General features: G+C 66.6%; 24 protein-coding genes and 1 tRNA gene. 11 read left to right on the top strand and 14 right to left on the bottom strand.

Features of this window, described 5'->3' with window-relative positions:
- Window positions 1-5: 5 nt before the first annotated feature.
- The 3 genes from OIK44_RS15175 to OIK44_RS15165 form a co-directional block, all read right to left on the bottom strand.
- Window positions 6-2,513 (bottom strand): eCIS core domain-containing protein, encoded by a 2,508-nt coding sequence (locus OIK44_RS15175; RefSeq protein WP_273671784.1) that lies wholly within the window; start codon window positions 2,511-2,513, stop codon window positions 6-8.
- Between the two features lie 122 nt (window positions 2,514-2,635).
- Complete coding sequence (locus OIK44_RS15170; protein WP_273671782.1) at window positions 2,636-3,064, bottom strand: hypothetical protein; 429 nt, start codon at window positions 3,062-3,064, stop codon at window positions 2,636-2,638.
- A complete protein-coding gene (locus tag OIK44_RS15165) occupies window positions 3,057-4,487 on the bottom strand; it encodes an MFS transporter (protein ID WP_273671780.1) in 1,431 nt (476 codons plus the stop codon). The genes OIK44_RS15170 and OIK44_RS15165 overlap by 8 nt, the downstream gene beginning before the upstream one ends.
- Before the next feature lie 107 nt (window positions 4,488-4,594).
- Between OIK44_RS15165 and OIK44_RS15160 the strand changes: the two genes are divergently transcribed.
- A complete protein-coding gene (locus tag OIK44_RS15160) occupies window positions 4,595-5,503 on the top strand; it encodes a LysR family transcriptional regulator (RefSeq protein ID WP_273671778.1) in 909 nt (302 codons plus the stop codon).
- Between the two features lie 220 nt (window positions 5,504-5,723).
- Window positions 5,724-6,539 (top strand): MipA/OmpV family protein, encoded by an 816-nt coding sequence (locus OIK44_RS15155; RefSeq protein WP_273671776.1) that lies wholly within the window; start codon window positions 5,724-5,726, stop codon window positions 6,537-6,539.
- Window positions 6,540-6,568: 29 nt separating this feature from the next.
- Here the strand turns inward: OIK44_RS15155 and OIK44_RS15150 are convergent, their stop codons facing one another.
- From OIK44_RS15150 to pepN, 4 genes are all read right to left on the bottom strand, one after another.
- Window positions 6,569-6,931: a translation initiation factor Sui1 gene (locus tag OIK44_RS15150; RefSeq protein WP_273671774.1), complete on the bottom strand. Its 363-nt coding sequence runs from the start codon at window positions 6,929-6,931 to the stop codon at window positions 6,569-6,571.
- Window positions 6,932-7,043: 112 nt separating this feature from the next.
- A tRNA-Thr gene (locus OIK44_RS15145) sits at window positions 7,044-7,119 on the bottom strand.
- Between the two features lie 108 nt (window positions 7,120-7,227).
- Entirely contained in the window at window positions 7,228-8,229 is a 1,002-nt protein-coding gene (locus OIK44_RS15140) for a class 1 fructose-bisphosphatase (RefSeq protein WP_273671772.1), read from the bottom strand.
- A 35-nt stretch (window positions 8,230-8,264) separates the two neighbouring features.
- Window positions 8,265-10,913 (bottom strand): aminopeptidase N, encoded by a 2,649-nt coding sequence (gene pepN, locus OIK44_RS15135; protein ID WP_273671771.1) that lies wholly within the window; start codon window positions 10,911-10,913, stop codon window positions 8,265-8,267.
- Between the two features lie 177 nt (window positions 10,914-11,090).
- Here pepN and OIK44_RS15130 point away from each other — a divergent pair, with 177 nt between their 5' ends.
- On the top strand, window positions 11,091-11,720 hold the full coding sequence (locus OIK44_RS15130) for a DUF4136 domain-containing protein (protein ID WP_273671769.1): 630 nt from the start codon (window positions 11,091-11,093) through the stop codon (window positions 11,718-11,720).
- Window positions 11,721-11,758: 38 nt separating this feature from the next.
- Here OIK44_RS15130 and OIK44_RS15125 read toward each other — a convergent pair whose 3' ends face one another.
- Genes OIK44_RS15125 through OIK44_RS15110 form a run of 4 tightly spaced genes read right to left on the bottom strand, consistent with a single transcriptional unit; the run spans window position 11,759 to window position 14,248 of the window.
- Window positions 11,759-11,902, bottom strand: a complete 144-nt coding sequence (locus OIK44_RS15125) for a hypothetical protein (protein ID WP_273671767.1) — start codon at window positions 11,900-11,902, stop codon at window positions 11,759-11,761.
- 5 nt (window positions 11,903-11,907) lie between these two features.
- Window positions 11,908-12,882, bottom strand: coding sequence for a quinone oxidoreductase family protein (locus OIK44_RS15120; protein WP_273671765.1), 975 nt, complete (start codon window positions 12,880-12,882; stop codon window positions 11,908-11,910).
- 27 nt (window positions 12,883-12,909) lie between these two features.
- Window positions 12,910-13,299, bottom strand: coding sequence for a methylglyoxal synthase (locus OIK44_RS15115; RefSeq protein WP_273671764.1), 390 nt, complete (start codon window positions 13,297-13,299; stop codon window positions 12,910-12,912).
- Window positions 13,300-13,330: 31 nt separating this feature from the next.
- Window positions 13,331-14,248 (bottom strand): DMT family transporter, encoded by a 918-nt coding sequence (locus OIK44_RS15110; RefSeq protein ID WP_273671763.1) that lies wholly within the window; start codon window positions 14,246-14,248, stop codon window positions 13,331-13,333.
- Between the two features lie 246 nt (window positions 14,249-14,494).
- On the opposite strand from OIK44_RS15110, the gene OIK44_RS15105 reads away from it, so the two are divergent.
- Together OIK44_RS15105 and purD are read left to right on the top strand one after the other, a co-directional pair.
- Window positions 14,495-15,220 (top strand): YebC/PmpR family DNA-binding transcriptional regulator, encoded by a 726-nt coding sequence (locus tag OIK44_RS15105; protein WP_273671761.1) that lies wholly within the window; start codon window positions 14,495-14,497, stop codon window positions 15,218-15,220.
- A 58-nt stretch (window positions 15,221-15,278) separates the two neighbouring features.
- Window positions 15,279-16,547 carry a phosphoribosylamine--glycine ligase gene (gene purD, locus OIK44_RS15100; protein ID WP_273671759.1) on the top strand — a complete coding sequence of 423 codons (1,269 nt, stop codon included), beginning with the start codon at window positions 15,279-15,281 and terminating at the stop codon, window positions 16,545-16,547.
- A gap of 213 nt (window positions 16,548-16,760) precedes the next feature.
- On the opposite strand, the gene OIK44_RS15095 is transcribed toward purD, so the two are convergent.
- Entirely contained in the window at window positions 16,761-16,886 is a 126-nt protein-coding gene (locus tag OIK44_RS15095) for a hypothetical protein (RefSeq protein ID WP_273671758.1), read from the bottom strand.
- A gap of 79 nt (window positions 16,887-16,965) precedes the next feature.
- Window positions 16,966-17,172, bottom strand: coding sequence for a hypothetical protein (locus OIK44_RS15090; RefSeq protein ID WP_273671755.1), 207 nt, complete (start codon window positions 17,170-17,172; stop codon window positions 16,966-16,968).
- Window positions 17,173-17,592: 420 nt separating this feature from the next.
- Here OIK44_RS15090 and hemF point away from each other — a divergent pair, with 420 nt between their 5' ends.
- From hemF to rng, 6 genes are all read left to right on the top strand, one after another.
- The gene (gene hemF / locus OIK44_RS15085; RefSeq protein WP_273671754.1) at window positions 17,593-18,507 is read left to right on the top strand and encodes an oxygen-dependent coproporphyrinogen oxidase; all 915 of its coding nucleotides are present in this window, start codon (window positions 17,593-17,595) and stop codon (window positions 18,505-18,507) included.
- Complete coding sequence (locus OIK44_RS15080; RefSeq protein ID WP_273671752.1) at window positions 18,504-19,154, top strand: nicotinate-nucleotide adenylyltransferase; 651 nt, start codon at window positions 18,504-18,506, stop codon at window positions 19,152-19,154. The genes hemF and OIK44_RS15080 overlap by 4 nt, the downstream gene beginning before the upstream one ends.
- Window positions 19,155-19,868 (top strand): ribosome silencing factor, encoded by a 714-nt coding sequence (gene rsfS, locus OIK44_RS15075; RefSeq protein ID WP_273671751.1) that lies wholly within the window; start codon window positions 19,155-19,157, stop codon window positions 19,866-19,868.
- A gap of 6 nt (window positions 19,869-19,874) precedes the next feature.
- The gene (gene rlmH / locus OIK44_RS15070) at window positions 19,875-20,345 is read left to right on the top strand and encodes a 23S rRNA (pseudouridine(1915)-N(3))-methyltransferase RlmH (RefSeq protein WP_273671750.1); all 471 of its coding nucleotides are present in this window, start codon (window positions 19,875-19,877) and stop codon (window positions 20,343-20,345) included.
- 31 nt (window positions 20,346-20,376) lie between these two features.
- On the top strand, window positions 20,377-20,997 hold the full coding sequence (locus OIK44_RS15065; RefSeq protein ID WP_273671749.1) for a Maf family protein: 621 nt from the start codon (window positions 20,377-20,379) through the stop codon (window positions 20,995-20,997).
- Window positions 20,998-21,133: 136 nt separating this feature from the next.
- Window positions 21,134-22,597 carry a ribonuclease G gene (rng, locus tag OIK44_RS15060; RefSeq protein ID WP_273671748.1) on the top strand — a complete coding sequence of 488 codons (1,464 nt, stop codon included), beginning with the start codon at window positions 21,134-21,136 and terminating at the stop codon, window positions 22,595-22,597.
- A 73-nt stretch (window positions 22,598-22,670) separates the two neighbouring features.
- Here the strand turns inward: rng and OIK44_RS15055 are convergent, their stop codons facing one another.
- Window positions 22,671-23,699, bottom strand: a complete 1,029-nt coding sequence (locus tag OIK44_RS15055) for a LacI family DNA-binding transcriptional regulator (protein WP_273671746.1) — start codon at window positions 23,697-23,699, stop codon at window positions 22,671-22,673.
- Window positions 23,700-23,857 lie beyond the last annotated feature (158 nt).

The following is a 23,857-nucleotide window of genomic DNA, read 5'->3' as shown; positions in this document are numbered from 1 at the left end:
CCGCGCTATTTCTTGTTGCGCAGGTAGGCGTCCAACTGCTTGCCGGCGCGTAGCTCGTCCGGCACCCAGCGCTCCCCGGCGCTGCCGCCCTCCAGCACCACCTCGTCAAAGCGCAGCACGCTGTTGACCAGCGTCGGGTCGAAGGCGACCTGCTTGGCCCGTTCGGTGCGGATACGCGCCGCCAGCAGCGGGCCCGACGTGCCATTCGCGCCGCGGTCGAGCAACTCAAAGTTGGCGATCGAGTTGAAATGATCGCGGTGCGAGTCGGGCGTCAATTGCAGCTCGACGATATGGTCGACCTCCATCGCCACGTCGCGCGTGCCCGACCATTGCGGCGCGCGGATGGTCTCCTCCCCCTTTTCGCCGGTAAAACCAAGCCGGTGGCCGCGCTCGTAGACGCGCATCGGTATCGGGTCGCTGCCGCCGATGCGCAGGGCCTTGTGCCAGTCCCGCAACTGGTCGGGATTGCCGCGCACATAGTTCGGGTCCGATTGCAGCACGCCCAGCCAGCCCCGGTAGGTGCGCAGATGCGGCCCCTTTTGCAGCGGCAGCCGGAGCACGAACGGCGGCCGGGTCTTTTTCGGCGGCGTATGCGGGGCCGGCGCCACGCCGACACCGGGCAAGACGACGATGGTCGGTTTCGGCGACGCCGCCGCCGGCAGCGCCGCCACCGCGTTGTCGTTGGCCGGCAAGGCGGCGGGCAGACTCTCGCTGGCCGGCAGCGCCGGCGCTTCGTAAGGCGCCACGCGCGGCTGCGGCGCCGGCGCGCTGTCGATCTTCAGCGCCAGGGCGCCGCGCGTGGCGGGACCGGATGGCGCCGCGCTGCCGCCCGGTTCGACGGCGCGGACGCGCCCCCACGGCCCCTGGATCAGATTGTCGCCGGGTTTGGCCGACGCCAGCGCGCGCTCGGCGTCGGCCATCGCCTTGGCCGGCGCCGGCAGCCGCTTCGGCCCCGGAATCACCTTGCCCAGCAAGATCGAGGCGAGGAAAACCAGCAAGTCCGCCTCGGCGGCGGCGATGCGGCGGCCGAAATGCTCGGCCGCCCGCTCCAAGGCTTCGTCCGACTGCGCCGCATCGGCCTCGCTCTCCATACCCGTCCATGCCTGGGCCAGGTTGTAAATCATCGACACGGAAAACAGTCCGCTGCTCAGGATGGCGATCGTCGTCAGCGCGGCGACGAACTTGCTGATCAAGGGTTCCGGCATCAACCACAGGGCAAGATAGGCGCTGACGCCCAGCGCCAGACTGACCTGGAAGACCGGGTCGCCGAGTATGCGCGCCAATTCCTCGCCGATATTGCCGTACCTGGCGGAGCGCCGCAGCACCTCGCCGATGCGCGCGGCGCGGGCGCGGGCGCGCGCCTCGACCGGATTGCCGCGCGGGCAACGCGGCGTGCGCAGCGCCAGCCGCTCCGCGTCGTCGAGCGCGACATCCGGTCCCGAATACTCGGACTCGGCGCGGCACGCGGCGTTGAGGCCCGCCATCTCGTCCGGCGTTTCGACGCCGCTGCGGTCGCCGTTGAAGCCGCCGACGATGTAGACGCACAGTTTTTGCAGATACAGCGGCGAACAGCTGGCCGCGTCGACCTCGCGCAGTTCACCCGCCGTGTCCGGGGCCGCCTCAGCCTCGGCCTCGGGCACGGGCGGCGCCGGCGGCGCGGCGGCCGGCGCCGCGCTCTGCTGGCAGGTGGCGGCGGCGCGCGCCTCGACCTCCGGATGCTCCTTCAGGTAATCGGCCTCGGTGAGCCGGCCGATATTCGAGCACAAACCCGGCCACTCGCGCGCCGCCGCATGCAATTTGGCGCGGTACGGCGGCGGCAGCTTCTTCAGGATGATGTTGATGGTTGCGGGCGTCTCGCCATTCAAATGCTCCGCCGCCATTTTCCAGTCCGGCTCGGGCTGCTGGTTCATCGCGGCGATATAGGTTTTCAAGCTGAACTGCGGCTGCGGCGCGGCGGCCTCGCCGCGGAAAGCCGTCTGTTGGCCCACGTGGGCAAACTCGTGCGCGAAGACCTGCCGGCCGAAAGCGCTGCCGACGTCGCTCGCCGCGCGGCCCAGCACGATATGCGAACCGTAGGCGTAGGCGTGCGCGCCGGCCAGCCTGGCGGCGGCGTTCGCCTGCGCATTGCGGTGCAGCCGCACCGCGCCGCCGGCCAGCGCCTCATGCGGCGTCGCCGCGCCGGCCTCGATGGTGGCGCGCAGCAGCGGATTCGGGCTGGCGCGCAAATGCCGCGCCGCCCCCAGCGACAGCGCCGCGGCGGCCGGCGCCGGCGTCGCGGTGGCGGTGGCGGTGGCGGTGGCGGTGGCGGTGGCGGCGAAATGATCGGCCTCCCGCTCCAGCGCCTCGCGCTGCAGCGGCGCCGCAAGGGCGCGCCGCGCCGCGCCGCCGCGTTCCTGCGCGCATCGCGTGCAGGTGGCGCCGGCGACGGTGTGACTGCCGCACGCGCAATTGCGCTGCATCTGCGCCGACGGCTTGTCGCCGGCCCTGTCGCCCACCGCCAAGGACTTGAGCATCGCCACCCCTTAGAAAGTTGCCATACAGGGTAACATGCTTGACAACATAAAGCTGGGGACAGACCACCATTTCCGAGAAATATTTCACCGAAATCGTGGTCTGTCCCCAGCTGTCGCATGCGCTACGAGGCGGCGCCGCCCCAGGTTTCATGCAGGTGCCGCCAACGCACGGCGCCGCCGGCGTCGGCCACCAGCAGGGCACTGGACTGGCGCTGCGTCGTCGTCGGCCCCATGCGCTGGATTTCGCGGAACGTCAACCACACGGCGCTCCCCTCGGCATGCAGCACGCGCAGGTCCGCCAGTTCGATCGCCAGGTTCGGCCGGGTGCCGGCGGCGGCGCCGAGAAATGCCGCCAACGCCGCGTAGTCGAGGCGCGAGCCGCCCGGCGTGACCATGCCGAAACCCGGCTCGAAGCGCGCCAGCAGCGCGTCCAGCAAGGCCGGGCCGGCCGCGTCGCCGCCGCGCAAGCAGCGTTCGATCAGCACGTGGGTGTCGGCGACTTCGCGCAGGGCGGCCTCGCGCAGGGATGAGGTGCTGCTTGTTTCAGTCATTTTTTACTCCGCTGGGGTGGTGGGCTTGGTGCAGCGTGGCCAGCACGCCGCGGTTGTCGATGCGGGCAACGGCCAGCAAGGGGATCAGTGTCGAGGCGGCGCCGGCCGCGAAGCACAGGTGGAAGATGGCAACCAGTTTGCCGCCGTCCGGCGCGGCCGCCAGGTCGGCAATGCCGGCGCGCGCCAGCAACAGCCCCAGCATGAGGCTGAACACGGCGACGCCGACGCAAAAGCACAGTTGGCGGTTCAAGTTCCATATGGCGCTGGCCTTGGCCATCGCCGCGTCGCCGATGTCCAGCAGCGCCATTGTCTGCGCCGTGCTGGAGGCGATGCCGCCGCCGAAGCCCATCAGCAGGAAGGCCGCGACCATGCGCGCGCCGTGGCCGCTGCCGGACACCGACAGCAAGGTCGCGATGCCCAGCCCGAACAGGGCGACGCCAGGCAGCAGCAGCGTGCGCGGGCCGACGCGGTTGAACAGGCGCCCGACCATGCCGATGGAAACGAAGGCCGCCGCCGAATACGGCAGCATCAGCGCGCCGGCCTGGATCGCGCTCATATGCAGTGCGCTCTGGACAAAGAAGATGTTGATCACGCCGATGCCGGTAAACACGCCGGGGACGAACAGGTAGACCAGCATCGCCGTCCTCAGCAGGGGATCGCGCAGCACCGCCAAGTCGAGCACCGGCGCCGCCGCGCGCCGCGCGTGCCACAGGAACCCGGCCAGGGCCGCCAGCCCGGCCAGCACAAACGCGGCGCCGCCGGTCCAGCCGTCGGCCCGCTCGAAGCGCGACAAGCCGTATAGCACCAGCGCCAGTGCGGCGCCGATCAAGGCCATGCCGGGCAGGTCGGGCCGCTCCCGCACCGCGCTCCTGCCCTCCTTCAGCCAGGCGACGGCCAGCGCCAGCGTCAGCACCGTCAGCGGTATATTCAGGAAGAACATCCAGTGCCAGCCCAGCGTGTCGACCACCAGCCCGCCCAGCAGCGGCGACAACGCCGGCGCCAGCAGGGCCGTCGCCATGACGGCGGCGGACAGACGGGCGCGCTCGGACTTGTCGAACAGGCGGTAGCTCATCGTCTGCCCGAGCGGGATCAGCAGGCCGCCGCCCAGGCCCTGCAGGAAGCGCCAGGCGATCAGCGCCTCGATGCTGGCGGCGCAGCCGGCGCCCGTCACGGCGACGAGGAAGATGCCCAGCGAGGCGACGAAGACGGCCTTGCCGCCGAAACGCTCGGCCAGCCAGGCGCTGAGCGGAATCACCAGCGTCAGGCCCAGCGTGTAGGCGTTCGCCACCCAGGCCACCGTGCCGATCGAGGCGTGCAGCGAACGGCCGATGTCGGGGAAGGCGACGGAGGCCATGAACATATTGATGAGGTCGATGAAGAAGCCGAGCAGGTAGATGACGGCGACGCGGTATTTGTAAGCCAAATGGCCTCCCGTGTATGAGCAGCGGCGAGTATAGCGATGCATCTATCCGCCAAAAAGCCGCCATTCACAGATAGACTGTCAATATTTCCTTGACAGTGGAGTCCGCCGTGCTGAATCTGAACCGCCTTGCCACCCTCGTCGCCGTCGTCGACACGGGCTCCTTCACCGCCGCGGCGGCCGCGCTGGGCCACACCAAGGCCATGGTCAGCCTGCAGATCAAGGAACTCGAAGCCGAGCTGGGCGTGGCCGTGCTCACGCGCAGCACGCGGCGTCTGGCGTTGACGGAGGTGGGCGAACAGTTCTACCGCGATTGCGTCAGGCTGCTGCGGGAGGCGGAGACGGCCGTCGCCCACGCCCGCTCCGGCCACACCACGCTGGGCGGCACCTTGCGCGTGACCTCGACGGTGGAATACGGCAACCGCGTCGTCGTCCCCGCGCTGGCCGCCTTCCGCCGCCGGCACCCGGGCTTGAGGGTCGACTTCGTCTCGTCGTCGCTGCACGCCGACCTGATCTCCGAGCGTTTCGACGTGGCGATACGCCTCGGCACGCTGGACGACTCCAACCACCGCGCCAGCCTGATCCAGAGCTACGCCATCCTGCCGGTGGCCGCGCCCGCCTATCTGCAAGGCTGCGGCGCGCCGTCGTCGCCGGACGCGCCCGGCGCGCTGGAATGGCTCAGCCACAGCCGCCTGAACGGTCCCCGCCAGTGGCCCTTCAAGGCGCCCGACGGCGCGACGGCGACGCTGGCCGTCGGCGGCGCGATCCAGGCCGACACGGCGTCGGCGCTGCACGGCTTTGCGCTGGCCGGCTGCGGCGTCGCCGTGCTGCCGGCGTGGATGGTCGGCGAGGACCTGGCGCAGGGGCGCCTGCAGGTGCTGTTCCCCGGCTACCGCCTGCCGATGCAGGGCGTGTTCGCGCTGTACCCGAACACCAGCCACGTGCCCGCCAAGGTGCGCCTGTTTATCGACTTCATCCGCCAATTCGTCGGCGCCGCCGCGGCGCAGCAAGCCGCTTAAAACACTTCGCCCATCGCTTTACGGGCGATTTTTACCCGCCATTTCCGCTTCCGCATGAAATATGACATGCGAAGTAGCGCAATACGCCCCCCAACAGCCCCCCATACAGTGCTTCGCACAAGCAGATAGTGTTTCTGAGGAAACGTTGCGACACTTCGCGCCGTCGTCGCCGTATTCCGTTCGCCACGATCCAATCCATCATTCCAGACTAGGACTATGTATGCCGCGCACCCTGACCACCCTCTTCCTTTCACTTAGCACCCTGGCCAGCGCAGGCGTCGCCGCCGAAGCGCCGCCGGCCAGGCTGGCAGCGGCCCCGGCCGCCGCGACCGCGCCGGCGGCGACCTTCATCGTCGGCCTCGGCCTGGCCACCCTGCCCGAATATGCGGGGGCGAAAAAAACCCGCGTCGTGCCGCTGCCGATCGCCGAGGCGCACTTCGGCAACGGCATCTTCGTCGGCACTTCGCGCGGCATCGGCTACCAGCGCACGGTCGGCGGCGTGAACGTCAGCGCCGCGCTGGGCTATGGCGGCGCGCGCCCCGATCACAAGGAAAACGCCTTCTACGGCTCGGACGCCTTCAAGGGCATGGGCAAGGTCGACGGCTCCGCGCTGCTGAACCTGAGCGCCAGCGCCCGCCTCGGCGTGTTCGACCTGAGCGCCGGCACCAGCCAGTCCCTGAGCCGGAGGAAAAACGGCAGCACCTACACCTTCGGCGTGTCGGCGCCGCTGTACCAAACGGCCACGGACAAAATCAGCTGGAGCGCGTCGGCCGAATACGGCGACGCCAAGCATGCGCAAACCTACTTCGGCGTGACGGCGGCGCAGAGCCTCACATCCGGCTACCGCCAGAAGACGGCCAAGGCCGGCTTCGAGACGGTCAACACCAGCATCAACTGGGAGCGCACGCTCAGCAAATCGTGGTCGCTGCGCGGCACGCTGGGCGTCACCGGCCTGGTCGGCGACGCCGCCAGCAGCCCGCTGACGCAGCGCAAAGTCAGCCCCATCGTGATCACGGGCGTCGCCTACACCTTCTAAGCCGCGGCGGGCGCCCGGCCCGCCGAAGATCAGGCGCCGGCGCGCTTGACGCGATGGCCCTGCTTGCCCAGGGCCGCCATCACCGTCTCGCAATGGTCGCCCTGCACCTCAATCACGCCGTCCTTGACGGTTCCGCCGGAACCGCAGGCGGCGCGCAACTGCTTGCCCAGCACGGCCAGCGCGGGCGCGTCGAGCGCCACGCCCTTGACCAGGGTCACACACTTGCCGCCCCGCCCCTTGGTTTGCAGCGACACGCGCACCACGCCGTCGCCGGCGGGCGCCGCCCTGGCGCCGGCCTTGCAGACGCACTGCGCAATGGCGCGCCGGCACTCTGGGCACATGCGGCCGGCATCGGTGGAATACACAAGGCCGCCTGATGAACTACTTTTCATGATGGATTGCCTGGGAATATAGGATAGGCGCAGATTTTGCCACACCCGGAAAGCGGGCCGGAAAACAAAAAACCCGCCGACCTTTACAGGGAGCGGGCTTTCTGATGAAACTTGGTGCCGTTGGCCGGAATCGAACTGGCGACCTTCACATTACGAATGTGCTGCTCTACCAACTGAGCTACAACGGCGAAGACGCGTATTCTAACAAAGAACCCTGAAATTTTACTAGGGCAAAAACCACTTTTTTAGAAAATATTTTTGGCGCCCCAAAAAAAGGCGCCGCAAGCCGCACGCGATCAGGCTTGGTGGTAGCTGGTCACGCGCACCACTTCGTCTTTCGAGCCGAGGAAAACCGGCACGCGCTGGTGCAGCTTGTGCGGTTCGATGTCCATGATGCGGTTCTTGCCGTCGGTGGCCGCGCCGCCGGCCTGCTCGACGATGAAGGCCATCGGATTGGCTTCGTACATCAGGCGCAGCTTGCCCGGCATCGAGGTGTCGCGCAGGTCGGCCGGGTACATGAAGATGCCGCCGCGGTTCAGGATGCGGTGCACGTCGGCCACCATCGAGGCGATCCAGCGCATGTTGAAGTTGGTGCCGCGCGCGCCTTCGGCGCCGGCCAGCAGCTCGTCGACGTAGCGCTTGACGGGCTCGTGCCAGTGGCGCGCGTTGGACGCGTTGATGGCGAATTCCTTGGTCGCCGCCGGAATCTGCATTTTGCTCTGCGTCAGAACCCAGGAACCCATCTCGCGGTCCAGCGTGAAGCAGTTCACGCCGTTGCCGGTGGTGAGCACCAGCATGGTCTGCGGGCCGTACACGGCGTAGCCGGCGGCGACCTGCTTGCTGCCGGCCTGCATGAAGTCCTGCTCGGTCGGCTCGCCCATGCCATCGGGCGCCTTCAGCACCGAGAAGATGGTGCCGATGGAGACGTTGACGTCGATGTTGCTGGAGCCGTCGAGCGGGTCGAACAGCAGCATGTATTCGCCCTTCGGATAGCGGTTCGGGATCGGGTGGATCGATTCCATCTCTTCCGAGGCCATCGCCGCCAGGTGGCCGCCCCACTCGTTCGCCTCAAGCAGGATTTCGTTCGAAATCACGTCGAGTTTCTTTTGCACTTCGCCCTGGATGTTTTCCGTGTTGGCGCTGCCCAGAATGTCGCCCAGCGCGCCCTTGCCGACCGAGTGGCTGATGGTTTTGCAGGCGCGTGCGACGACTTCGATCAGCAGGCGCAATTCGGCCGGGATGCTGTTGTGCGAGCGTTGTTCTTCGACCAGATATTGCGTGAGGCTGATGCGTTTCATGACTTCCCTTTGTGTATTGAATATGGTGTGGCGTACTAGTTGGCCAAGGCCTTGCTGACGACTTCGAGCACGTCGTTGGACAGGCTGGCGCTGCCGGCCACCCGCTCCAGCGCCGCCTTCATGTGCGCCTGCAGCGCCGGCACGTAACGGCGCCAGCGGTCCATGCTGCGCGCCAGCCGCGCCGCCACCTGCGGGTTCAGCGCGTCGAGCGCGATCACCTGCTCGGCCCAGAAGGCGTAGCCGCTGCCGTCGGCCGCGTGGAACTGCGACGGATTGCCGCCGCAGAAATTGAAGATCAGGCTGCGCGCGCGGTTCGGATTTTTCAGCGTGAAGGCCGGATGCGTCATCAGCTTGCGCACGGCCGCCACGTCGGTGCCCGGCGCGCCGGCCTGCATGGCGAACCATTTGTCGATGACCAGCGCCTCGTGCTCGAAGTCGGCGAAGTAGCTCTTCAACGCGCTGGCGGCGCCGTCCGGCGCGCCCGAGTGGATCAGCGCCGCCAGCGCGGCGGCACGGTCGGTCATGTTGTCGGCCGCGTCGAACTGGCGCTGCGCCAGTTCCAGCTCGGCCGCCTGCGGCGCGATCAGCAGGTAGGCCAGCGCCAGGTTTTTCAGCGCGCGCTTGCCGGCCGATTGCGCGTCCGGGCTGTACGCGCCCGGCGTCTGGTTGGCCTGGTACTGGGCCAGCAGCTCCGGCTTGAGCGCGGCGGCGATGCTGCGGCGCATGAACTGGCGCGCCGTGTGGATCGCCTGTGGGTCGACCACCTCCATCCGTTCGGCGATGATGGTTTCCGACGGCAGGATCAGCGCCAGCTCGCGGAAGGCGGCGTCGAGCGTGGCGTCCGTCAGCAGCGCGCGCTGGGCGGCGATGAAGGTGGCGTCCAGCGCCAGCGGCGCGCCGGCGCCGACGTCGGCCGTCAGTTTCAGCAGGCGCGCCATGGCCAGGCGCTGGCCCGCTTCCCAGCGGTTGACGGGGTCGCTGTCGTGGCTGAACAGGTGCAACAGTTCGGCGTCGCTATAGTCGTAGTCGAGCACCACCGGCGCGGAGAAGTCGCGCAGCAGCGACGGCGTCGGCCGCTGCGCCACGCCGCTGAAGTGGAAGGTCTGCGTCGCCTCGGTCAGCTCCAGCACCACCGTGCCCTGGCCGGCCGCGCCGTCCGTGTACAGCGGCAGGTCCTTGCCGTCGGCGCCCAGCAGGCCGACCGCGACGGGGATGTGGAAAGGCAGCTTGGCCGTCTGGCCCGGCGTGTCCGGGCAGCTTTGCGCCAGCGTGATGTGGTAGGTCTGCGCGGCCGCGTCATACTGCGTGACGGCCTTCACGACCGGCGTGCCGGCCTGGCTGTACCAGCGCTCGAACTGCTTCAGGTCGCGGCCGTTGGCGTCGGCCATCGCGGCGCGGAAGTCGTCGCACTGCACGGCCTGGCCGTCGTGGCGCGCGAAATACAGGTCCATGCCCTTGCGGAAGCCGTCGCGCCCGACCAGGGTTTGCATCATGCGCACGACCTCGGCGCCCTTTTCATAGATCGTGACGGTGTAGAAGTTGTTGATCTCGACGAAGGAGTCGGGCCGCACCGGATGCGCCATCGGGCCGGCGTCCTCGGGGAACTGGGCCTGGCGCAGCGTGCGCACCTGGTCGATGCGGGTGACGGCGCGGCCCGTGTCGGTGCCTATCATGTCGGCCGAGAACTCCTGGTCGCGGAACACGGTCAGGCCCTCTTTCAGCGACAGCTGGAACCAGTCGCGGCAGGTGACGCGGTTGCCGGTCCAGTTGTGGAAGTACTCGTGGCCGACCACGGCCTCGATGCCGGCGTAGTCGACGTCGGTGGCCACGCGCGGGTTGGCCAGCACATACTTCGTGTTGAAGATGTTCAGGCCCTTGTTTTCCATCGCGCCCATGTTGAAGTCGCCCACGGCGACGATCATGAAGCGGTCCAGGTCCAGCTCCAGGCCGAAACGCTGCTCGTCCCAGCGTATGCTGTTCTTCAGCGACTGCATCGCGTAGTCGGTCTTGTCGAGGTTGCCCTCTTCGACCCACACCTGCAGCAGCACTTCGCGGCCCGATTGCAGCGTGTAGCGCTCTTCCTGGCACACCAGGCGCGCCGCCACCAGCGCGAACAGGTAGGACGGCTTCTTGAACGGATCTTCCCACTTGGCGTAGTGGCGGCCGTCGCCGAGCTCGCCCTGTTCGATCAGGTTGCCGTTCGATAGCAGCACGGGGAATTTTTCCTTGTCGGCGCGCAGCATCACCGTGTACTTGGCCATCACGTCGGGACGGTCGGGGAAGAAGGTGATGCGGCGGAAGCCCTCGGCCTCGCACTGGGTGAAGAAGTTGCCGTTCGACACGTACAAGCCGGACAGCGAGGTGTTCTCCTGCGGCGCCAGGACGGTTTCGATGTCCAGCGTCACCTTGGCGGGCGCCTTGCGTATCGTCAGGCCGTGCTCGCTCAGCGTGTACTGGCCCGGCTTCAGGCGCTTGCCGTTCATGCGCACGCCCACCAGTTCGATGTGCTCGCCGTGCAGTTCGATGTCGCTATGTTTGCCGTCCCGGTTGCGCACCAGCTTGATGCGGTTGGCGACGATCGTGCGGGCGGGGTCGAGATCGAAACCCAGCTCCACGCTCTCGACCAGAAAACTTGGCGGGGTGTAATTTTTGCGGTAAATCGTCTGAGGGCTGTCTGTGCGCATAGGGATTTGGGTGGGAGCGTGAGCAAAATCCTATTTTACCAATACCGGACCGGTGCGCGGCTGAATCTTCTCTCCGGGCAGCGCCGGGGGTAACAATCTGTAATAATCAAGCGGCGCCCCCTGTCCGGACGTAAACTGTTGATAGAGATTGCCAATTTTTTGTGGGAGATCAATGCGATGAAATACCTCGCCATCCTGGCCGCCGCCATGAGCCTGCTTCTGGCCGGCTGCGCCACCACGATCCGCAGCGACGTCACGGCCTTCCACGAGTGGCCGGCGCAGTTGCCGGACAAATCCTATGTCTTCCAGGCGCCCCCGGCCGAAGAGGACACCCTGGAATACCGCAGCTACCTGAACCTGGTGCGCGGCGAACTGGGCAAGCTCGGCTTCAGCGAGGCGGCCAGCCAGGACGCGGCGAAACTGCGGGTGGCGATGCGCTTCTCGACCACCGACCGGCCGGTGCGCGTGATCGAGTCGATGGACCCGTTCTGGGGCGGGCCGGGCTACTGGCCGAGCCGCTACGGCTACTGGGGTCAGGCGCGCTGGTACGGCTTCCGGCCCTATTTCTACGACCCCTTCCTGTACGGCCCGATGGACTTGCGCGAAAACATACGCCACAACTACGAGCGCCAGCTGCAGCTGAGCATCAACATGGCCGACGGCAAGAAGCTGTTTGACGTCACCGTGCAAAACACCAGCCGCAAGGCGGCCACGCCGCTCGTCATGCCGGCCCTGGTGGCCAGCGCCTTCGCCGGTTTCCCCGGCCAGAGCGGCGTGCCGCACCGCGTCGACCTGAAACTGGAGTGAAGGCCGGGGCCGCCGGTGGCGGCCCGCGGCGCCGGGCCTCAGGAGTACAGGGCCTCGGCCGACAGCGTGAGCGCGCCGATCAGCATCACCGCCAGCGCCAGCACAATCAAGAGGCGGCCGAATTTCGGCCTGCCGTCGCCGGTTTCGCGCGCCGGCACATCGTCTTCTTTGGTATCGTTCATATTTCCTAGGGTAATAAAATGGACGAGCCGCTGGTCGCGCGCGACTCCAGCGCGATATGGGCTTGCCCCACATCGGCCAGATTATACCGCTGGCGGATGTCGATCTTGACGGCGCCGCTGGCGACGACGTCGAACAGCGAGGCCGCCGTGGCCTCCAGGTCGGCGCGCGTGGAGGTGTAGCTGAACAGCGCCGGACGGGTGATGAACAGCGCGCCGCGCGAGGCCAGCTCGCCCAGCGAAAACGGCGGCACCGGCCCGGAGGCGTTGCCGAAGCTGACCATCGTGCCCAGCGGCGCCAGACAGTCCAGCGAGCCGATAAAGGTGTCCTTGCCGATCGAATCGTAGACGGCCCGCACGCCCTTGCCGCCGGTGATCTCGCGGACCCGCTCGACGAAATTTTCCGTGTTGTAGTTGATGACGTGGGCGGCGCCATTGGCCTTGGCCAGCGCCGCCTTGGCGTCCGAGCCGACCGTGCCGATCAGGGTCACGCCCAGCGCCCTGGCCCACTGGCAGGCGATCAGCCCGACGCCGCCGGCGGCCGCGTGGAACAGCACCGTGTCGCCGGCCTTCAGCGGCACCGTGCGGTTCAGCAAATACTGCACCGTCATCCCCTGCAACATCATGGCGGCCGCCGTGTCGAAACCGATCGCCTGCGGCAGCGCCAGCAGCACGGCCGCCGGCACATTGCGCGCCTGCGCGTAGGCGCCGTTCGGCCGGCTGGCGTAGGCGACGCGGTCGCCCACCTCGAACTCGGTGACGCCGGCGCCGACGGCCTCGACGACGCCGGCGCCCTCCATGCCCAGGCCGCCCGGCAAGGGCTGCGGATACAGGCCGCTGCGGAAATACACATCAATGAAATTCAGGCCGATCGCCTCGTGCCGCACCCTTGCCTCGCCGGGACCGGGCGGCGCCAGCTCGACGTCGACATACTCCATCACTTCCGGCCCGCCGGTCCTGGACATCCTGATTGCTTTTACCATGAGCTTGCCTTATGGGTGAATGAAAAATTAAGCGGACGGCGCGGCGCGCGCCACCAGTTGCGACAGCAGCAGATGGGCCGACGCCACATTGGTGGCGCAGGCCACGTTGTGCACGTCGCAGGCGCGCACCAGCGCGTTGATGTCGGGCTCGTGCGGCTGCGGCGTCATCGGGTCGCGCAGGAAGATCACGCAATCGATCTGGCCCTCGACCAGCATCGAGCCGATCTGCAAATCGCCGCCGAACGGCCCCGAATGCTTGCGCTCGACGACCAGGCCCAGCTCCTTGATCAGGCGCGCGCCCGTGGTGCCGGTGGCCGACAGCGTGCAGGTGCGCAGAAAATCCAGGTACACCGCGGCCAGCGCGATCATGTCGTCTTTTTTCTTATCGTGGGCAATCAGGGCAATACGCGGGCTCATGGGGGGATCCGTAACAGTGCAAGGCATAGGTTTATTTTTTCGACAGCATGTAGATACCGGCCAGCACCAGCGCGGTGCCGGCCAACTGCCAATTCGTGATCGGCTCGCCGAGAATCAGCGCGCCGAGGAACAGCGTCGACACGGGGCCGATCATGCCGGCCTGCGAGGCCGTGGCCGCGCCGATGCGCGCCACCGCCGTCATCGTCATAAAGACCGGCATCACCGTGCAAAAAATCCCGTTCAGCAGCGACAAGCCATACACCGGCAGCGGCTGGATCAGCAGCGCGGCCGGGCGCAGCAGGAAAAACTGGGCGAGGCAGGCCAGCGTCGACACACACATCGCATACGCCACCAGGCGCAGCGAGCCGATGCGCTTGACCAGTTCGCCCGAGCCCAGCAGGTAGACGGCATAGGCGCTGGCCGAGCCCAGCACCAGCAGCGAACCGAGCGCCACATTGCTGGCGCCGCCCCGCAAATCGTGCACGAACACCAGCACGATGCCGCAATAGGAGGCGGCCAGCGCCAGCCACTGCTTGCGGCTGATGTGCTGCTTCAGGAACACCGTCGTGATGAACAGCACGAAGGTGGGCGTCAGGAACAAGATCAGGCGCTCCAGCCCGACCGAGATGTATTGCAGCCCGAGGAAATCGAGAAAGCTCGACAGATAATAGCCGACCAGGCCGAGGCCGGCGATGCGCCAGCGGTCGCCGGCGGCCAGCGGCGCCTCGGTGCGCATCTTCCACAGCGCCACGGCGGCGAACACGGGCAGCGAAAACAACATGCGGAAGGCGATCAGCGTGACGGCGTCGATGTGATAGCGGTACAACAACTTGGCGACGATGGCCTTGGTGGAAAACAATACCGCGCCGCCGACGGCGATGGACAAGCCGCCGAGATATGCCGAACGTGGAAGAGAATGCTGGGGCGGGCTGGCGGGACTTGTACTCATGCCTTGATTGTAAAGGCAAAAACGAAACACCGCTGACAGCCGGGGACAGACCACGATTTTCGGGTAATGCATTACCCGAAAATCGTGGTCTGTCCCCGGCTGTGCTGCAATCGTGGTCTGTCCCCGGCTGCGGCGTTGCGCGCGCGCACTCGAGCGCGGCGCCCCAGGCGGGCGAAGGGGGATTTTCGGCATGCCAATATGGTAAAATATCGGCCACAATTGCACACCGTCTAAGGAAGATTCGCCATGGCTGGACATAGTAAATGGGCCAATATCAAACACAAGAAGGCCGCGACGGATGCTAAACGCGGCAAGATCTGGACGCGCCTGATCAAGGAAATCACGGTCGCCGCGCGCATGGGCGGCGGCGACATCGCCGCCAATCCGCGCCTGCGGCTGGCCGTCGACAAGGCGGCCGACGCCAATATGCCGAAGGATAACGTGCAGCGCGCGATCACCCGCGGCAGCGGCGGCGTCGACGGCGCCAACTACGAGGAGGTGCGCTACGAGGGCTACGGCATCGGCGGCGCCGCCATCATCGTCGAGTGCATGACCGACAACCGGGTGCGCACGGTGGCCGAGGTGCGCCACGCCTTCTCCAAGTTCGGCGGCAATATGGGCAACGAGGGCTCGGTCGCCTTCATGTTCCAGCATTGCGGCCAGTTCCTGTTCGCCCCCGGCACCAGCGAGGACACGCTGATGGAGGCGGCGCTGGAGGCCGGCGCCGAAGACGTCGTCACCGACGACGAGGGCGGCTTCGAGGTGCTGTGCGCCGTGCACGACTTCGCCAACGTCAAGGACGCGCTGGAGAAAGCCGGCTTCAAGGCCGAGGTGGCCGAGATCATCATGAAGCCCGCCACCGAAACCGTCTTCAGCGGCGAGGAAGGCATGAAGATGCAAAAATTGCTGGACGCGCTGGAAAACCTGGACGACGTCCAGGAAGTGTTCTCGAACGCGCTGATCGAAGACTAATCGACGAACTACCGCGGGCGGCCCCGCCGCCCGCGCCCCAACTGAACGAACGGTTCTTATGAAAATTTTGGTAGTCGGCTCTGGCGGCCGCGAACACGCACTGGCCTGGAAACTGGCGCAATCGGAGCGCATACAGATGGTGTATGTGGCGCCCGGCAACGGCGGCACGGCGCGCGACGCGCGCCTGGTCAACCTCGACATCGGCGACCTCGACGCGCTGGCCGACTTCGTCGTCGCCGAGCACATCGGCCTGACCGTGGTCGGCCCGGAAGTGCCGCTGGCGGCCGGCATCGTCAACCTGTTCCGCTCGCGCGGCCTGAAGATCTTCGGCCCCAGCAAGGAGGCGGCGCAACTGGAGTCGTCGAAGGATTTCGCCAAGGCATTCATGCAGCGCCACGGCATCCCGACGGCCCTGTACCAGACCTTTTCCGAGGCGGCCCCGGCGCACGCCTACGTCGACGCCCAGGGCGCGCCCATCGTCATCAAGGCCGACGGCCTGGCCGCCGGCAAGGGCGTGGTCGTGGCGATGAGCCTGGAGGAAGCCCACCAGGCCGTCGACATGATGCTCTCCGATAACCAGTTCGGCGACGCCGGCGCCCGCATCGTCATCGAGGAATTCCTCGCCGGCGAGGAGGCCAGCTTCATCGTCATGTGCGACGGCAAGAACGTGCTGCCGCTGGCCACCAGCCAGGACCACAAGCGCCTGAAGGACAACGACGAAGGCCCGAACACGGGCGGCATGGGCGCGTATTCGCCGGCGCCCATCGTCACGCCGGCCATGCACGCCCGCGTGATGCGCGAAATCATCAACCCGACCATCGCCGGCATGGCCAAGGACGGCATCACCTTCACCGGCTTCCTGTACGCCGGCCTGATGATCGACGACAAGGGCAACCCGAAGACGCTGGAATTCAACTGCCGCATGGGCGACCCGGAAACCCAGCCCATCATGGCGCGCCTGAAAACCGACCTCGTCACGGTGATGGAGCACGCCGTCAACGGCACGCTCGACGCCGTCGAGCTGGAATGGGACCGCCGCACGGCCGTCGGCGTCGTCATGGCCGCCGCCGGCTATCCGGACGCCCCGCTCAAGGGCGCGCAGATCGGCAGCATTCCCGCCGAGACGGCCGATTCGGTGACCTTCCACGCCGGCACGCGCGAAGCCGACGGCAAGCTCTACACCAACGGCGGGCGCGTGCTGTGCGTCGTCGGCCTCGGCGACAGCGTCAGGATGGCGCAGAAAGTGGCTTACGAAACCGTCGACAAGATCCACTTCGACGGCGCCCAGTTCCGCCGCGACATCGGCTGGCGCGGCCTGAAACATTAAGCCCGGCCCGCTCCCCCTCTGCGGGGGAGCGCAACGACGCCGCCGGACGCGGGCGGCAATGACCTGAACGGGTGTGGACCTTGCTACTGTTGATGTGTGGGGAAGAATGGCGGCGCGACGGGCAATATCGGGCATGTCCCGGCCAGCCGTTCGGCGCAGATGCCGGGCGCGGGCGCGCCTGAGTCAGGGCCGCTGTTGCACGCCGTCCGGGGCCTAAGCAGGCCCTTTAACGGTCAGCAATATCAGCAAGATGACATCGAATACGGAAACGATCAAAATACCCGGAAATAACGGTGATTTTTTTGCCTTGATCGCCATCTCTTTGATGTAAACAAGCATAGTAAGCTCCCATAGCCTTAGAAAAAGGTGCGGGCATTTTTACGCCGCACTGCACGCACCTTTTTCATCTTATACCAGATTAATTCGATGCATGCTGCTGCATGTAGCCGCCCACCGCGCCGCCAATCATGCGGCCATAGCGATAACCAATCATCGCGCCGGCCACGCCACCCATGCCCGCGCCAATGGCAGCACCAACAATCGAGCCGCCCACCGTGCCGATGAATACGCCGGAGACGCCGGCAGCGGAAACCTGTTCAATCTCGCTCAAAGTCATTTCTTGCATTGCAATTTCCTTGGTAAGTTAAATTTAATTATTGAATTAACAACACTTGGTGCGCCTACCCGCAGTCCCGGAACCATCCTCCTCCAAAAACCGCTGGACAAATCCCGTGGCTCGCCCGGCAAGGCAAAAAAAGCGTGAACATCCTGCCTTTCCGGGCAAGGGCTGCAAAGTTATAATTTCGGCACCGAAACAATACTATCGCGCAACTAGTAAAAAAGCAACACTACCAAAATAACAATTTTACTGCGGTTGCAATATAGAAACGCATGCGGCAAACAGGACGCTACCGGGGGCATGATGGCTGCATCCGCTCAATTCGCCCCTTCGACTTTGCGCGGCGCCGCCGGCCCCGTCATTTTGCTATCACAAAAACGCGCGACAGGGTACAATCCAGCCTCAAATTTTTTATTCCAGCGCGCAATGTCGTCATCCCCTTCCCCCGCCGCCGTCAAGGCCTATCTGCTCGACCTGCAGGAACGCATCGTGCAGGCGCTCGAAACGCTGGACGGCAAGCCCTTCCTGCGCGACGCCTGGCAGCGCCCCGAGGGCGGCGGCGGCATCTCGCGCGTGATCGAGGAAGGCCATGCGCTGGAACGGGGCGGCGTCAACTTCTCGCACGTGACGGGCGCCAGCCTGCCGCCGTCGGCCGCGGCCGGACGGCCCGAGCTGGGCGGCCGCGCCTGGGAGGCGATGGGCGTGTCGCTGGTGCTGCATCCGCGCAATCCGCACGCGCCGACCGTGCACATGAATGTGCGCTTCTTTTCCACCACCAAGGCCAGCGGCGAGCCGGTCTGGTGGTTCGGCGGCGGCATGGACCTGACGCCCTACTACGGCTACGCCGAGGACGCGCGGCATTTCCACCAGAGCTGCCACGCCGCCGTCGCGCCCTTCGGCGACGACCTGCACGCCCGCTTCAAGACCTGGTGCGACGACTACTTCTACCTGAAGCACCGGCGCGAGCCGCGCGGCGTCGGCGGCATCTTCTTCGACGACTTCAACGCCCCCGGCTTCGCACCGAGCTTCGCCATGACGCGCAGCGTCGGCGACAGCTTCGTCGACGCCTACCTGCCTATCCTGGCGCGCCGCAAGGATATGCCGTATGGCGAGCGCGAACGCGACTTCCAGGCCTACCGGCGCGGCCGCTACGTCGAGTTCAACCTGGTGTTCGACCGCGGCACGCTGTTCGGCCTGCAGTCGGGCGGCCGCACCGAGGCGATCCTGATGTCCATGCCGCCGCTGGTCAAATGGCGCTACGACTGGCAGCCCGAGGCGGGCAGCCCGGAAGCGGCCCTGTACACGGACTTCCTGGTCCACCGCGACTGGCTGCAGGCGTGACGGTATGCGTCGCGCTGCTCGGCGGCAGCTACGATCCGGTGCACAAGGGCCACGTCGCGCTCGGCAGCTATTTCGCCGCGCAGCTGCAGGTGGACCAGTTGCGCGTGATCCCGGCCGGCGCGCCGTGGCAGAAGGAGGCCGTCACGGCCAGCCCGGAGCAGCGCGCCGAGATGGTGCGCCTGGCCTTCGCCGGCCTGACCGTGCCGGTCGTCGTCGACTGCCAGGAAATCGAGCGCGCCGCGCCGACCTACTCGATCGACACGCTGCGCCAGTTGCGCGCCGAGTTCGGCCCGCAAGCCTCGCTGGTGTTCCTGATGGGCGCCGACCAGCTGCGGCGCCTCGACACCTGGCGCGACTGGCAACAGTTATTTGATTTCGCCCACTTCTGCGTGGCGGCCCGAGCGGGCTTCGCGCTGGACGGGCCGGGGATGCCGCAGGCGGTGGCGGACGCGTTCGCGCGCCGCCTGGGCACCCTGGAACACATCCGCAACACGCCGCACGGTCTGACTTATCTGGCACAGGACTTCGCGGTGGATATCTCCGCCACCCAAATACGTGCGGCATTACAACGGGGCGCGACGGCAAACTCGCTTATCTCCCCGCTAGTGCTAGACTATATTGAACAACATAATCTATACAAAAGCTAAATGGACATCAAAAAATTACAAACTCTCGTCGTCGACGCCCTTGAAGACGTCAAAGGCCAGGACATCGCCGTATTTGAAACGGCCCACCTGACCAGCCTGTTCGACCGCATCGCCATCGTCTCCGGCACCTCGAACCGCCAGACCAAGGCGCTGGCCGCCTCGGTGCGCGACAAGGTCAAGGAAGCCGGCGGCGACATCATCGGCGTCGAAGGCGAAGACACCGGCGAATGGGTGCTGGTCGACCTCGGCGACATGATCGTCCATATCATGCAGGCGCCTATCCGCGCCTACTACCGCCTGGAAGAGATCTGGGGCGAAAAGCCGGTGAAACTGGGCGCCGCGAAACGCCTGGCCTCGAAGCGCACCGCCAGCGAAGGCGAAGAAGCGCCGAAGAAAACCGGCAGCCACCTGGCGGCCAGCAAAGCCAAAGTCGAGACGGCCCCCGTGATCGAGAAGAAACCGGCCAAGAAAGCGGCCGCCGGCACCACCGCGGCGAAGGCCAAGGCGCCGGCGGCGAAAAAAGCGCCGGCCTCGAAAGCCGTCGGCAAAACCGTCAAGGTCGCGCCGACGAAAACCGAAGCGGCCGCCGTCAAGGCCCTGAAAGCGCTGCCGCCGAAAGCGCCGGCACCGAAAGCGGCCAAGGCGCCGAAAGTGGCAGCGGACGCGGCGCCAGCCAAAACCGTCATCAAGCGCATCAAAAAAGTCGCCGAGTAAGGCCGCATGCAGCTCATCATCGCTGCGGTCGGCCACAAGATGCCGGCGTGGATAGAGACGGGCTTCGCCGAATACGCGAAGCGCATGCCGCCCGAATGCCGCGTCGTGCTCAAGGAAATCAAGCCGGTCGAACGCTCCGGCAGCAAGACCGCCGCCACCGCGATGGCGCTCGAACGCGAGCGCATCGAGCAGGCGCTGCCGAAGGGCGTGCGCATCATCGCGCTCGACGAGCGCGGCAAGGACCTGACCAGCGTCGGCCTGTCGCAGCAGCTGATGCAGTGGCAGCAGGACGGCCGCGACACGGCCTTCCTGATCGGCGGCGCCGACGGCCTCGACCCGGACCTGAAAGCCCGCGCCGAGGGCCTGATCCGCATCTCCAGCATGACCCTGCCGCACGGCATGGTGCGCGTGCTGCTCGCCGAACAGCTCTACCGCGCCTGGTCGATCACCCAAAACCACCCCTATCATCGCGTCTGAGATCGCATATGGGCTTCCCCAAGAAAATACGATGAAACAGGCCGACACGAAAATTTACCTGGCGTCGAAAAGCCCGCGACGGCGCGAACTGCTGCGCCAGATCGGCGTCGACTTCGAACTGCTGCTGCTGCGCAGCGACGGCCCGCGCGGCGCCGACGTCACCGAAACCGTCCATCCCGGCGAGAGCGCGCTCGACTACGTGGCCCGCGTCGCCAATGAAAAAGCCGCCTACGCCTGGGACCTGGTGCGGCGCCGCCACCTGCGCCCGCGCCCCGTGCTGGCGGCCGACACCACCGTCACCATCGACGGCGTCATCCTCGGCAAGCCGGCCGACCGCGCCGAGGCCGCCGCCATGCTGCAGCAGTTGTCGGGCCGCACCCACGAAGTGCTGACCGCCGTCGCCGTCCACCACACCGGCATGGCCGAAAGCGTCACCCAGGTGTCGCAGGTGCGCTTCGGCGTGCTGTCGGCGGCCTCGATCGCCGCCTACTGCGCGACGATGGAACCATACGACAAGGCCGGCGGCTACGGCATCCAGGGCAGCGCCGCGCTGTTCGTCGAACACATCGAAGGCAGCCACTCCGGCATCATGGGCCTGCCCCTGTTCGAGACGGCGCAACTGCTGCGCCAGGCCGGCCTGGCCCTGCCGTAAACCGGGGCCGGAGCGGCGCCGCCGCGCCGGCCTCGCGCCCGCGCCCGGGTTTTGCCGTTCCCGGCCCCTTAAGCAAGCGGCAATAGCGTATGATCGTCGTTCGCCCTTCCCTCCCACCTGTCGGCAGCCCAGAAGCATGAACGAAGACATCCTCATCAACATCACCCCGCAAGAAACCCGGGTCGCCCTGATCGTCCAGGGCGCCGTGCAAGAGCTGCACATCGAGCGCACACTGACGCGCGGCCTGGCCGGCAACGTCTACTCCGGCAAAGTGGTGCGGGTGCTGCCCGGCATGCAGTCGGCCTTCATCGACATAGGCCTGGAGCGCGCCGCCTTCCTGCACGTGGCCGACATCTGGGAAGCGCGCAGCCACGACGGCGGCAACGCCACGCCGGCGCCGATCGAAAAAATCCTCTTCGACGGCCAGGTGCTGACGGTGCAGGTCATCAAGGACCCGATCGGCACCAAGGGCGCCCGCCTGTCGACCCAGATTTCCATCGCTGGCCGCATGCTGGTCTACCTGCCGCAGGACTGCCACATCGGCATCTCGCAGAAAATCGAAAAGGAGGCGGAACGCGAACTGCTGCGCAGCCGCCTGCAGGGCATGCTGCCGGCCGAAGAAAAAGGCGGCTACATCGTGCGCACGATGGCCGAGGACGCCTCCGACGCCGACCTCGCCTCCGACGTCGACTACCTGCGCAAGACCTGGAGCGCCATCACCCACGGCGCCAAGACCCGCCCGGCCACCAGCCTGCTGCACCAGGACTTGAACCTGGCCCAGCGCGTGCTGCGCGACTTCGTCCACGACGAGACGGCGACGATCCAGGTCGACTCGCGGGAAAACTACGTCAAGCTGCGCGAATTCGCCCAGGCCTACACGCCGAGCGAACTGACGCGCCTGCAGCACTACACGGGCGAGCGCCCGCTGTTCGACCTGTACGGCGTCGAGGAAGAGATTTTGCGGGCGCTGGGCCGGCGCGTCGACCTGAAGTCGGGCGGCTACCTGATCGTCGACCAGACCGAGGCGATGACGACGATCGACGTCAACACCGGCGGCTTCGTCGGCGGGCGCAACTTCGCCGACACCATCTTCAAGACCAACCTGGAGGCGGCGCACGCCATCGCCCGCCAGCTGCGCCTGCGCAACCTGGGCGGCATCATCATCCTCGACTTCATCGACATGGACAACGCCGAGCACCGCAACGCCGTGCTGGCCGAGCTGAAGAAGACGCTGTCGCGCGACCGCACCAAGGTATCGGTCAGCAATTTCTCGGCGCTGGGCCTGGTCGAGATGACGCGCAAGCGCACGCGCGAATCGCTGGCCCACATCCTGTGCGAACCCTGCCCGGCCTGCGCCGGCAAGGGCCAGGTCAAGACCTCGCGCACGATCTGCTATGAAATCCTGCGCGAGCTGCTGCGCGAGGCGAAACAGTTCAACCCGCGCGAATTCCGCATCCTCGCCTCGCAGGAGGTGGTCGACCTGTTCCTGGAAGAGGAGTCGCAGCACCTGGCGATGCTGGGCGACTTCGTCGGCAAGAAGATCTCGCTACAGGTCGAGAACACCTACCACCAGGAACAGTACGACGTGATTTTGATGTAGTCTCCTAACCATAGGCCACGCGCCGGCGACCGTGCGCCGGACAGCGCCGACACGCTAGCCAAGCTGCCCATGATCAGCGCAGTTGCGGCGCGGCGCTCGACTCCCTGACCACCAGTTCCGGTTTCAAACGGATGTCGAGCACGGGCGCGTCGCGCCGCTCTATGGTCTGCAAAATCAGCCGCGCCGCCTCGACGCCCATGCCGTGGTGACGGATGCGCACCGTCGTCAGGGGCGGCCGCACCATATCCATGAAGGGCACGTCGTTGTGGCCGACGATGGAAAGGTCCTCGGGGCAGCGCAGGCCCAGCTCCGCCAGCGCGTCGTAGCAGCCGATCGCCACCAGGTCGTTGCCGGTCACCACCGCCGTCGTCAGCGGCGCGCGCCGCAGCAACTCCAGCAGCGCCGCCTTGCCGCACTCGCGCGTATGGCCGCTGCTCTCGCACACGGCCACCTGGCGCGGGTCGATGCCGCTGGCCTCGACCGCCGCCAGAAAGCCCAGGCGGCGGAAATGCCCGGTCGACAGCGAATCGAGCCCGGCGATGTGGCCGATGTGGCGGTGCCCCAATGCCAGCAAATGCTGCACCGCCAGGCGCATGCCGTGGCCGTCGTCGCTGATGACGCAGGACGCCGTGCCCGTCTCGTCGCGCCGGTTCACCGTCACCAGCGGCACGCGCTGCTCGACGCACATCTTGACCACCGGGTCGTGGCGCCGCGCCGTCGCCAGTATCAAGCCGTCGACCTGCTGACCCAGCAAGAGGTTGATGACGACGCGCTGCTCCTCCTCGTCGGCGCCGACGTTGGCGACGATGGCCTGGTAGCCGTGCTTGCGCAAGCCCTCCTCGATGCCCGTCAGAATCGGCGGGAACACCGGATTGGTGATGTCGGGCAACACCACGCCGATGATGTTCGACTTGCGCGTGACCAGCGTCGAGGCGGCCCGGTTGGCGCGGTAGCCGAGCCGGCGCGCCTCCGCCAGGATGCGTTTCGCCACCTCGGCGCTGACCATGCCGCGCGTGTCGGGATTCATCACGCGCGAGACGGTCGACAGGTGCACGCCGGTGGCGCGGGCTACGTCGCTCAACGTGGCGGCTTTGTTTGTCATATCACTCCCAAATGGCGATAAACGAAAAACCCGGCAAAAAAACGCCGGGGAACAAGGCAAGCGCTTGCGTAAGCGCCCGCAAAGAAATGGATTTACTTTCCCCGATTATCTGGTAAATTCCTTATTACATCGCGTGCAAACGCTTGCATAAAATACTG

This window comes from Janthinobacterium fluminis (assembly GCF_028595325.1).
In the GTDB taxonomy this organism is placed as follows: domain Bacteria; phylum Pseudomonadota; class Gammaproteobacteria; order Burkholderiales; family Burkholderiaceae_D; genus Janthinobacterium; species Janthinobacterium fluminis.
This window is presented reverse-complemented; position numbering and strand designations above follow the sequence as displayed.